The sequence below is a fragment of the Microcystis sp. LEGE 00066 genome (assembly GCF_015207925.1).
Taxonomy (GTDB): Bacteria; Cyanobacteriota; Cyanobacteriia; order Cyanobacteriales; family Microcystaceae; genus Microcystis; species Microcystis ichthyoblabe_A.
Genome location: NZ_JADEVX010000153.1, coordinates 1 through 10,571 on the forward strand (window position 1 = coordinate 1; position 10,571 = coordinate 10,571).

General features: G+C 42.5%; 11 protein-coding genes and 2 pseudogenes. 10 read left to right on the plus strand and 3 right to left on the minus strand.

All coding sequences use genetic code 11. From position 1 onward, the window contains the following. Positions 1-326: helix-turn-helix domain-containing protein (locus IQ224_RS17805; protein ID WP_194033293.1), on the minus strand; the 326-nt coding region annotated here is incomplete at its 3' end. Between the two features lie 514 nt (positions 327-840). Between IQ224_RS17805 and IQ224_RS17810 the strand changes: the two genes are divergently transcribed. From IQ224_RS17810 to IQ224_RS17840, 7 genes and pseudogenes are all read left to right on the plus strand, one after another. Continuing rightward, positions 841-1,272, plus strand: coding sequence for a DUF29 family protein (locus IQ224_RS17810; protein WP_002748841.1), 432 nt, complete (start codon positions 841-843; stop codon positions 1,270-1,272). A 7-nt stretch (positions 1,273-1,279) separates the two neighbouring features. Beyond that, a complete protein-coding gene (locus IQ224_RS17815) occupies positions 1,280-1,522 on the plus strand; it encodes a DUF5678 domain-containing protein (RefSeq protein ID WP_002748842.1) in 243 nt (80 codons plus the stop codon). 36 nt (positions 1,523-1,558) lie between these two features. Then, a complete protein-coding gene (locus IQ224_RS17820) occupies positions 1,559-2,572 on the plus strand; it encodes a WD40 repeat domain-containing protein (protein WP_002748843.1) in 1,014 nt (337 codons plus the stop codon). Positions 2,573-2,618: 46 nt separating this feature from the next. Continuing rightward, the gene (locus IQ224_RS17825) at positions 2,619-3,191 is read left to right on the plus strand and encodes a Uma2 family endonuclease (RefSeq protein WP_002748844.1); all 573 of its coding nucleotides are present in this window, start codon (positions 2,619-2,621) and stop codon (positions 3,189-3,191) included. 16 nt (positions 3,192-3,207) lie between these two features. Continuing rightward, positions 3,208-4,023, plus strand: a pseudogene (locus IQ224_RS17830) (Rpn family recombination-promoting nuclease/putative transposase). Between the two features lie 49 nt (positions 4,024-4,072). Beyond that, positions 4,073-4,414 (plus strand): hypothetical protein, encoded by a 342-nt coding sequence (locus tag IQ224_RS17835; RefSeq protein ID WP_002748850.1) that lies wholly within the window; start codon positions 4,073-4,075, stop codon positions 4,412-4,414. Positions 4,415-4,447: 33 nt separating this feature from the next. Beyond that, positions 4,448-4,702, plus strand: a pseudogene (locus IQ224_RS17840) (DUF4351 domain-containing protein); the annotation flags it as partial. Between the two features lie 6 nt (positions 4,703-4,708). Here the strand turns inward: IQ224_RS17840 and IQ224_RS17845 are convergent. Together IQ224_RS17845 and IQ224_RS17850 are read right to left on the minus strand one after the other, a co-directional pair. Then, positions 4,709-5,515 (minus strand): MlaE family lipid ABC transporter permease subunit, encoded by an 807-nt coding sequence (locus tag IQ224_RS17845; RefSeq protein WP_002736708.1) that lies wholly within the window; start codon positions 5,513-5,515, stop codon positions 4,709-4,711. Between the two features lie 228 nt (positions 5,516-5,743). Then, positions 5,744-7,867, minus strand: a complete 2,124-nt coding sequence (locus IQ224_RS17850) for a serine/threonine-protein kinase (RefSeq protein WP_084989812.1) — start codon at positions 7,865-7,867, stop codon at positions 5,744-5,746. 199 nt (positions 7,868-8,066) lie between these two features. Here IQ224_RS17850 and IQ224_RS24315 point away from each other — a divergent pair, with 199 nt between their 5' ends. The 3 genes from IQ224_RS24315 to IQ224_RS17860 all read left to right on the plus strand — a co-directional run bounded on the left by IQ224_RS24315 (position 8,067) and on the right by IQ224_RS17860 (position 10,259). After that, positions 8,067-8,264 (plus strand): hypothetical protein, encoded by a 198-nt coding sequence (locus IQ224_RS24315; protein WP_228036294.1) that lies wholly within the window; start codon positions 8,067-8,069, stop codon positions 8,262-8,264. Positions 8,265-8,269: 5 nt separating this feature from the next. Next, positions 8,270-8,938 (plus strand): hypothetical protein, encoded by a 669-nt coding sequence (locus IQ224_RS17855; RefSeq protein WP_002748856.1) that lies wholly within the window; start codon positions 8,270-8,272, stop codon positions 8,936-8,938. A gap of 151 nt (positions 8,939-9,089) precedes the next feature. After that, positions 9,090-10,259 carry an HhoA/HhoB/HtrA family serine endopeptidase gene (locus tag IQ224_RS17860; RefSeq protein WP_002748858.1) on the plus strand — a complete coding sequence of 390 codons (1,170 nt, stop codon included), beginning with the start codon at positions 9,090-9,092 and terminating at the stop codon, positions 10,257-10,259. The last annotated feature ends 312 nt before the right edge of the window (positions 10,260-10,571 follow it).

Sequence of the window (10,571 nt, forward strand, 5' to 3'; positions counted from 1 at the left end):
TGATAGATGGTTTCATGACTGAGCGATTCTTGACCAGCTTTTTTCAGACGACCTGCTATTTGTTCGGGACTATGATAATCTTTCAATCCTTCTTTGACCAACTCTAAGGCTGACTCGCTGACATTTTTAAAGGGTTGTTTGGCATTTTTTCGCCTTGTTTCGCTTTGAGCTTGTGCTGTGTCAGGTAGATAGCAGCCAAGGGAACTTTGATTCTTTTTTAATTCCCGTGATATTGTGCTTTGATGACATCCGAGCCAGACGGCCATTTGCCGTTGAGATAAATTTCCCTCCTGACTAAGTTGGTAGAGCAAGTTTCTTTGTTCTATGTTAAGATGTTGAGGGCTTCGTTTTTGGGTCTGATTTGTTTTTGTTAATGATCAGACAGTACCTGATGAGCCTTTCTTTGACAACTCTTGAGGTTGATGCGTTTCATTTTTGAATTGGCGAGTCTTGATGCTAAAACCGTTAAAATCCTGGGTTGTTGAATTCATTTTCTTCCTCCTGTATTTTTAAAAATTGTTTAACTTGATCAGCTTTCGCTTCACCGTTTTTTGTCTGTTGAATAGATAGACTGACGGGTGCATCTCCTATTGGTGACTTTCTCTCACATATGGGTGAGCAGCAGAAGTTATTAAAAGAGGGCGAATGCAATTCGCCCCTACAATATATTCAATATTAAAAACTCCATTTTCACAAGAACGGCCACACCATAGCACATAAAAACTTAAAATAAATGAAAAAATGATTAATTTTTTGCTCAAGATGGCCTTAAATGAGCTTTGGGATAGAGAAACTTGTGGCAAGATATAATTAAGGGGTATTTGGGGAAGAAATTGGATTATGGAAGAACTTTTAGAACTAAAAGCTTTGCTCTTAAAAGGTGATATTAAAGGTTCACTGGCGATTGTAGAAGAACTTGAAGATATGAGCAAAAACGGTATTATTAGCACTATTCGTAGTTATGCTGTTATCTTATTACTTCATTTAATTAAACAACAGGCAGAAAACCGAACCACCCGTTCTTGGGATGTCTCCATTCGCAATAGTGTTAGAGAAATTAAACGCCACAATAAACGCCGAAAAGCAGCAGGATATTATTTAAGTGATGAGGAATTAACAGACACTTTAAACGATGCTTATCTTAATGCTTTTGATGCCGCTTCTCTAGAAGTCGAAGCAGCTTGTTATCAATCGGATCAAATAGAAGCTATAATTGACAAAAATAAACTGATTAACACTGCTTTTCTTCTCATAAAAAACGTCTCTCCTTAGAAAGATTATGACAGACTCAATCTCTCAAGAACAAGCCCAAGAAATGTTACGTTGGTTAAACAAAAATCGTGACACCGTGCTTGATTTGTATAAAAATCAATACATTGCCTATAATGAAAAAGGGGTGATTGCTCACGGTGAAAATTTACAGGATGTTCTGGAAGAAGCCAACACAACCAATCAAAAATTTGTCATTTATCTTGTTCCTCGTTGTCGTTATTCTATTCAAATTCTACCCGTTCAAGTTTAAAGTAGTTTAAGATGATTTTGACAACGGCAAAATTCTATGAAAATAACCCTTTATCAACCGACATTATCTTTATTATTGCTACTGTTGCTATCTGGTGGTTGTGCAGTCAATCAGGAAAAAGGCAAAATCATCACTCCGCAAGCACCTCCCCTAGCAGAAATCGTTCCTTGGCAGACCGTCGAACGGGTTACTATTTTAAAAGCCGATCAGGATCCCATCTATGCTTTGGCCATTAGTCCCGATAACTCCAGGCTGCTGAGTGGTAGTTTTGACGGCACTGTCAGGGAATGGGACCTAAAAACCCAAAAACCTCTCAGGACTTGGCAATTAGGGGATACTGTCAATGCTATCCAATTTAGTCCCGATGGTAAGAGTTTCGTAACTGCCGATGCGGGGGGAAAAGTGCAACGCTGGAATACGCGCACGCGAAAATTAGAAATGACCTATCCTGGCCATGCTTTTCTCGTTACCGATGCCGCTATTTCTCCCGATGGCAAAATTTTGGCCACGGGTAGCTGGGATCGTACTGTCAAACTCTGGGATTTTCAGACGGGTACACTGTTAAAAACCCTGCGCGGCCATAATCATCCGATTCAGGCGATCGCATTTAGTCCCGATGGTAAAGGAATTGTTAGCGCCGATTACGATGGCTTCGTTAAACTGTGGAAAGTGAGTACCGGTCGCTTTATTCGCGCCTATGCGGGTAATTTATTCCCCGTTTATCGGGTGCTTTTTTCCAAGGATGGTAATACCGCCGGTACTGCTAGTCAAGACGGTTCGATCCGCAGTTGGCAAGTGAAAAGCGGCATCGGCACCACTACTATTCTCGCCCATAACGACGCTGTAACTGATATGGCCCTGCTCGATGGGGGCAAAGTTTTGGCCAGCACTTCCGGGGATGGAACCGTCAAATTTTGGGATGTTAATACCCGTCGGCACTTGAATACTCTCAAGGGAAACGTCATCTTAAGAATGGTTGCCAGTCAAGATGGTCGTTGGTTAGTCACTGGAGATCGGGACGGTGCGATCGCAATCTGGCGGGGAATCTAATTGACTATAATTAAGACTAGAGTGTTTTCTAGGGTGAAATATAGCTATGGCAGCAGTGATTTTAAACTTAGATACAGTCAATCTCACCGATGAGCAGTTTTACCGTCTCTGTCAAGTTAACCCAGATTGGCAATTGGAAAGAAACGTTCAAGGAGAATTAATTGTGATGCCACCTGTTGGGGGAATTAGCGGCAACCGAGAGGCCGATTTTATTAGTTTGCTTTGGTTGTGGAATCATCAAACCCAATTGGGTAAAGTCTTTAGTTCGGCGACGATTTTTCGTTTACCGAATGGCGGAGATCGCGCTCCCGATGCTGCTTGGGTGAGTTTGACTCGTTGGCAAGCTCTAAGTCGAGAAGAACAGGAGAAATTTCCGCCTATTTGTCCCGATTTCGTTATTGAACTGCGCTCCCGTAGCGATTCCCTCCCAGAAATTCAAGCTAAAATGCGGGAATATCTCCACAGTGGTTTGCGATTAGGTTGGCTAGTTAATCCTCAACAACAACAGGTGGAAATTTATCGTCCTCAGCAACCCGTAGAAATTATGGAACTACCCGCTAATTTAAGCGGCGAGGATGTCTTACCAGGCTTTAGTCTATTTATCTCTATTTTTGAGTAAAATATAGTCAAGACTGATGTATGATTCCACTTGTAAATTTATCGCCCTTGAATATTCGAGAGATTTAGCCACTTGGTTATTAGGTAAACCTTTGGATTTAACCGAAATTAAACCCTCAGAGTTGTCATTGGAGCCGATAAGAGCCGATAGTTTAATCTTTTTGGAGTCAGAAGAACTAATCTTACATATTGAGTTCCAAACCGACCCTAAAGAGGATATTCCCTATAGAATGCTCGATTATGCCACAAGACTCTATCGACGCTATCAAGGCAAACCTATCTATCAGGTAGTGATTTATCTAAGGAAAAGTACCTTACCCCTAGTCAGACAGAATGACTATCAACAGGGAAAAACTTATCATCAATTTGAGGTGATTAGACTATGGGAACAACCCTATCAACTCTTATTGCAAGCACCAGGACTATTGCCCTTTGCTATACTAGCTCAAACTGAGGAGCAAGAGAATTTACTGCGGCAAATCGCCCAAAAAATCGAACAAATCAGCGACAGTTGAGAACAAAGCAATCTGGCTGCCTCCACCGCGATTCTCGCTGGATTAGTATTAAACAAAGACATCATTCAACAATTGTTGAGGAAAGATATTATGAAAGAATCTGTCATCTATCAAGAAATCAAAGGGGAAGGAAGACAAGAAGAAGCCATCAATTTGCTTCTACGTCAATTAAATTGGCGTATAGGTGGCATTTCTGCCGAATTATCTGCCAATATCCAAAGTCTTTCCCTAGAAAATTTAGAAAACTTAGGAGAAGCTTTATTAGATTTTCAGTCAGTAGAGGATTTAGAACAATGGCTAGAAAATGAGCGTTTTTAACTAATTTACTGCGGTTATTTTTATTCTATTAATTCCCTCTATTATCATTATGTCAGATCATCAAGCTAGTTATGCCGTCAATGCAATGTTAGGTCGATTGTATTTGAAAAATAAGGCGTTTCAGTCCCTAAGTTTTGAAGAACAACAGTCGATAGTTTTGGACATAATAAAAGAATCATTCCGTTGCGATGTCAATATCGGTGAAATTCTCAGTAATGAGTGTTTTTATGATTTTGATGATGTGGAAGAACAGAGAACGATAGCAACGATATTTCAAATTTGTTCCTACTGTGGTCAAGCATCAGCTAACGTACAAGACGATGGAGATAATTTTAGCAAAGCAGCAATTTGTTCCGCTTGTCTTGCTCAATATTTCCCCGGTGGATATTAGAGATAATTTAATCTCAACCTAGGGATAATCAATATTCAACAATTGTTGAGGAAGGATATTATGAAAGAATCTGTTATCTATCAGGCAATCAAAGGGGAAGGAAGACAAGAAGGAGCCGTCAACTTGCTTCTACGTCTATTAAATCGGCGTATAGGTGAGATTTCTGCCGAATTATCCGCCAATATCCAAAGTCTTTCTCTAGAAAATTTAGAAAACTTAGGAGAAGCTTTATTAGATTTTCAGTCAGTAGATGATTTAGAACAATGGCTAGAAAATGAGCGTTTTTAACTGAAATTACTGTCCAAACAAAACTGAACTATTACCAGATCCTTGGAACAAGATCCAAGTCATCAGCAGATTAGATACAAAAATCGCTAAGAGCATAGTGACTACGGCCGCGGTCGTAGCTTGGCCGACTCCCTTAGCACCGCCATCGGTCGTTAAACCCCAATTACAGCCGATAATCGCAATTAAAGCCCCAAAAACCAACCCTTTAACCGGTCCACTCAGCACGTCTCCCACGCGCAGGAAACCGCGAACCGAGTCGAGAAAAACTGAATTAGCAATCCCGTATAAACTTTGGCCGACCAGCAAACCGCTACCTAAACCGATCAGCAACGCCATAATACTCAAAGCGGGAACCATCAGACAACAGGCAATTAAACGAGGCAGCACCAGATATTCCACGGGATCGGTTTTGAGCATATAGAGTGCGTCGATCTGCTCTGTCACCTTCATGGTACCGATTTCCGCCGCAAAAGCTGATCCTACCCGACCGGCTACCACGATCGCCATCATAATCGGACAGAGTTCCCGACCGAGAGCAAGGGCCAAAATTCCCCCCACCATACTGCCAGCACCCAAAGCTTGGAACTCCCGGGCCACTTGGATAGTAAAGATCATCCCGATCACCGCAGCCGTGATCATGGCGATAATCAGCGAAGCAGGCCCAGCTGCCACCATTTGTTCTTGGGTGACGCGCCAATCGGGTTTGCGCGTGAATAGGAAGTAAAAAACCCTGCCGGTTAAGAGTATCGCTAACCAACAGCGCCGAAACCAAGAGCTTAATTCCTTGCTAAAAATCGCCAATAAATCCTTCATGGCCACCAAAATCGATCGGACTAGAGAAAAGTCTATCCTGTTTTGTCTTCTAACTCCCATTTCCTACCACGCTATGGATAGCGCAGAATTTTTATACTGAACTAAAATAGCGATCGCTGATTAGCTGGTAGTGAATAATTAGAACTCTTGCAAATTGATTATATGTTATGATGATGGGTTTGCCAATTCAAGTCTGAATTGCATCACTATCTGAAAAAAGAGCGGAAGTTAGGGAACTGGTTCCTTGCTATCCACTTTCGGGGTTGGGTTTTGGGGAGATTGCTGAAGTTCTTGCCAGCGAGTTTCTGCCAGTTGTTTTTGTGTTTGCACTTCTTGGTCATTGGAACGATAACGAAGTGATTCTTGATAAGCTTGAATCGCTCGCTCGTATTGACCGAGTTTAAACCAACTATTGCCTAAACTTTTCCAGGTTTCGGGGTTATCTTTTTGTCTTTGAATCGCCTGTTGATAGGCGGTTATGGCTTGGGAATAGTCGCCTAAACGATAGCAAGCGTTACCGATACCGATAAAAACTTCAGATTTTCGGGAAGAAATACGGCGAGCTTTTTCGTAGGATGCGATCGCTTCTTGAAATCTTTCCAGTTGATGAAGTAATGCGCCTTGATTTAACCAAGCTTGATAATAATTAGAATTGGCTTTAGTTGCTTGAGTAAATGCCTCCAAAGCTTCTGAATTGCGGCCTAATTTTTGCAGAATAATCCCTTGACTATAGTGAGCTTGGGAAAATTGGGGATTAAATTGTCCGGCTTTGCTATAACTTTCTAAAGCATTATTAATTTTATTTAATTGATACAAACTATTACCTTTTTGATACCAAATTAAGGCATTATCTGACTCGATCGCTAAAGCCTGATCGTAGGCTTTAACTGCCCCTTCATAATCCTCAAGATTTTGTAATGACCAGCCTTTTTTATACCAGATTTTGGCATCATTTTGCTGAAAAGTTAACAATTTTTCAAGAGCTTTTTGAGCGGCGGAATATTGTTGCAGTTCTAGATAAATATCGGCTTTACCTTGCCAAGCTTGACTAGCGGCAGGATTAAGAGATAAGACCCGCTCAAAACTTTCTAAAGCCTCCTGATTTTTATCTAATTTATCTAAAGCTTTCCCGCGACCGAGCCAAGCTTGCCAAGCGGAATCTGGGTTAATTTGAATAGCTTTTTCGTAGGTATTTAAAGCTTCCGAGTATCTTTTTAAAGCCAATAAAGCATCGGCTTTTCCTTGCAATGCCTCAAGATAATCGGGATTAATTTTTAAGGCTTGACCATAGGAATTAAGGGCATCAGTATAACGTTTGAGTTGATAAAAAGTCTGACCTTGTTGATAGTAATTAATAGAATTACGGGAATTTTGCCAATAGTCAAAACTCAGATAAGCACCAGCTATTAAACCAATTGTCCCCGATACAAACAAGATTTTTGTTAGCCAAGATTTCCCTTGACGAGCAACTTGACTTTGAGATTTCACCGCCTGGGTATTTTTCGGATCGAGATGATGAATTTTCCCTAATTTTCTCAGAGCGATTAATGCTTCACTGGCACTGGTATAACGCTGACGAAAATCATAGCGGATCATGCGCTCGATAACATCACTAAAATCGGTGCTAGTCATGGCCAAATGTTGCCAGAGAATTTCCCCCGTGCGAGCATCCAAGGGAATATCTTCGGGAGCTTTACCAGTTAAAGCTTGTAATCCAATCATACCAGTGGCATAGATATCGCTACTAAAACGGGGATAACCTTGGGCCTGTTCACTGGGGAAATAACCCGGGGTACCGATAGCGACTGTAGAAACGGTTTTACCTTCTTTAACTACTTGAGTGCTAATTTGTTTGACAGCACCAAAATCAATTAAAACCAATTGATCATCTTGACGGCGACGAATAAGATTGAAGGGATTAACATCGCGATGGATCACCTGTTTCTGATGGACAAATTCGAGAATTGAGAGAATTTCTGTTAATAAAGCCACCACTTTCTCTTCATTTTGCCTATAGACACCGGCAGTAATTTCTGTGGCTAAATCTTCCCCTTCAATGTATTCCTGCACGAGGAAAAATTGCCCATTTTCCTCAAAATAAGCAAATAAACGGGTAATATGGCGATAATTGCCCAATTCTTGCAGGATTTTCGCCTCAGTTTCAAAGAGTCGTCTAGCGATGGCTACAGTTTCGGCATTCCGGCACTGGGGTTGAAATTGTTTGATCACACAGCGATTTTGATTGGGTAACTGGCGATCGCAGGCCAAGAAAGTCTGTCCGAATCCCCCTTTTCCCAATTGACGGATAATTTGGTAGCGATGACTAAGGATTTTTCCGGCAGCGAGTTCCATAGACGATGGCAATCCAAGGTTTTTTACTATTCTAGGCTTTTCGGCTCTCTTTTGCGGTCGCTGGACAAAACGCAGAAATTCCCCTATTCTACTTTTTTCCCTATAGAGAGGGAAAAAATTCCCTGTGGGGGGGACTGACATGACAGACAGAAAAAAATAATCTAGAAACAGAGAAAGTTCACTGTTGTGGTTCTTCGGTTTGTCTTATGCAACGGACAGGGTTATAAAAAATGAAACTCTTATAGAGAAAGACATTTGGCGATTTTTGTCAATTGTTTTTGATCTAGAGCGAACTAATCAATTAAATCCCTTACCAGATAAAGATTTAGTCGATTTATGCCCCCCTATCGAACCATACCAAGTAACGAAGAACCACTGTTGTTTTTTGAGAGGATAACCGCTATGTCTATCAATCCTGGTACTAGAGCCGGCACAGCCTTACTGATTACCCTGCTCATGGGTTCCACGTCCGGCACTTTTCCCGTCCTCGCTCAGACTAATATTAATCGGCCACGTCTCATCGCTCAACAAATCTCGATTCCGGCGGGAACAGTTATCCCTTTGAATTACGAGAAAGCCGATAAAATTTTAGTTTCTAAAAGTGATGTTATTCCTCTGACTTTAACCGTAGCCAGAGATATTCGTAACCGGAATGGGAGTGTGGTGATTGCAGAGGGAAGTGAAGTCAAGGGTACTTTACAAGCGATGGGCCAAGGTGTGCGCTTTATTGCCGAGGAAATTCGCCTCGATGGGGGTAATCGCACTATTCACCTCAATGCCACTTCGCGATTAATTACTACCACTGAAACCGTGCGTAAAGGGGCAAAAACTCAAGATATCTTAGCGGGAACCGTCGCCGGTGCGGGGGCAGCAACAGCGATCGCTGCTCTTACGGGCGATCGCAAGATTGAAGTTCTCGATGTCTTAGCGGGGGCAGCCGTGGGAACCCTTGCAGGATGGGGTTTACCGACGGCGGGAATTGTCGGTGGTAGTTCCGCGCAGTTATACTCTGTTAACCCCGATCGAGATTTAAATATTACCCTGCAATCGCCCCTAGTGATCAGAGATTAGTAAACGGCAAACCATAACCAAATCCGTCTAATGGCGGATTTGGTGTCAATCATAGATTTAATCGGAGCGATCGATTTGTTAGATTTTTAATAGTCGGTCTGTCAACCGATAGACAGAAACAGTTAAAACATCAGAATTCAGAGATCAAAGTATGAAACTTCCTACAGGGTTACGGCGAACTATTACCCATGCTTTGGCAACTTTTCTGGGATTTATGCTCGGTTTTAGCAGTTTAGCTGCGGTAAATGCCCAAAATCTTCCCACTACTGCCACCGATCTGGCCAGAATTCCCCCGGAGATAACGGCGGAAAGTTTTGTTGCTAAGGCAGTGGCCCGCACAGGTGCGGCAGTGGTGCGAATTGACACCGAAGCAATCATTACTCGTCCCAATAGCCCCTTTTTTGATGATCCTTTTTTTCAGGAGTTTTTTGGGGAACAGTTTCGTGTTCCCACCCAGCAGCGAGTGGCGGGCCAGGGATCGGGTTTTATTATCGATGGCAGTGGTTTAATCTTAACTAATGCACATGTGGTGGATAATGCCGATAAGGTAACGGTAACTTTAAAAGATGGTCGCAGCTTCAAGGGGGAAGTCCGCGGTACTGATCGGCTCACTGATTTGGCGGTAGTGAAAATTAATCCCCAAGGGGAAAATTTACCTGTAGCCGTCCTCGGCAATTCCTCATCTATACAAGTGGGGGACTGGGCGATCGCAGTAGGCAATCCCGTCGGTCTAGATAATACGGTAACTTTAGGAATTATTAGCACGATCGGGCGCTCGGCGGCTAAGGCGGGTATTCCCGATAAACGCATTGATTTTATCCAAACCGATGCCGCTATTAACCCGGGTAATTCCGGCGGTCCTTTACTCAACGCCCAAGGGGAAGTCATCGGCATCAATACGGCGATTCGTGCTGATGCCATGGGGATCGGTTTTGCCATTCCCATCGACCGGGCTAAGCAGTTACAAGCGACCCTAGAATCAGGTGAAAAGGTGGCCCATCCCTATATCGGTGTGCAGATGGTTAATCTAACTGCCGATTTAGCCCGGGCGAATAATCAAAACCCCAATTCTGCCATGATCGTGCCGGAAGTGTCGGGAATTTTGGTGGTGAAAGTCCTACCCAATACCCCCGCCGAAAAAGCTGGGATCCGTCGCGGTGATGTGATTTTTAAAGCTAATAATCAACCGGTTAGCGATGGCACTGAGTTACAGGAAATGGTGGAAAAAACTGGAATTGGTCAATCTTTACCCCTAAGAATCAGAAGGGGTGAAAGGGCGATCGATCTCACCGTAATCACCGCCCAAATGTCAAATCAGTAATCGGCAGTCCGGAGTCAGTTATCAGATGTGAGTTTTCAGTTCACTGATCACGGTTCTTCGTTACTTGGTATAGTTCGATCGGGTGGCATAAATCGACTAAATCCTTATCTGGCAAGAAACTTAATTGATTAGCTCGCTCTAGATCGAAAACAAATGACAAATATCGCAGCAATGTCTTTCTCTATAACCCACATTCCGCACCCTAAGCTGTCACAGAGAGAAATTACGGAGAGAAAAAATCAAAGTGAGCATAAAAATAAACATAAGGAGCGAAAAAAGGCATTTGAGAAACAGTAAAGCACCAAAAATGGC

Bases quoted from the DNA above. Each gene is read 5' to 3' on its own strand.
- IQ224_RS17825 (WP_002748844.1), top strand. From the start codon at position 2,619: ATGGCAGCAGTGATTTTAAACTTAGATACAGTCAATCTCACCGATGAG.
- IQ224_RS17810 (WP_002748841.1), top strand. From the start codon at position 841: ATGGAAGAACTTTTAGAACTAAAAGCTTTGCTCTTAAAAGGTGATATT.
- IQ224_RS17835 (WP_002748850.1), top strand. From the start codon at position 4,073: ATGTCAGATCATCAAGCTAGTTATGCCGTCAATGCAATGTTAGGTCGA.
- IQ224_RS17860 (WP_002748858.1), top strand. From the start codon at position 9,090: ATGAAACTTCCTACAGGGTTACGGCGAACTATTACCCATGCTTTGGCA.
- IQ224_RS17845 (WP_002736708.1), bottom strand. From the start codon at position 5,515: ATGAAGGATTTATTGGCGATTTTTAGCAAGGAATTAAGCTCTTGGTTT.
- IQ224_RS17820 (WP_002748843.1), top strand. From the start codon at position 1,559: ATGAAAATAACCCTTTATCAACCGACATTATCTTTATTATTGCTACTG.
- IQ224_RS17855 (WP_002748856.1), top strand. From the start codon at position 8,270: ATGTCTATCAATCCTGGTACTAGAGCCGGCACAGCCTTACTGATTACC.
- IQ224_RS17815 (WP_002748842.1), top strand. From the start codon at position 1,280: ATGACAGACTCAATCTCTCAAGAACAAGCCCAAGAAATGTTACGTTGG.
- IQ224_RS17850 (WP_084989812.1), bottom strand. From the start codon at position 7,867: ATGGAACTCGCTGCCGGAAAAATCCTTAGTCATCGCTACCAAATTATC.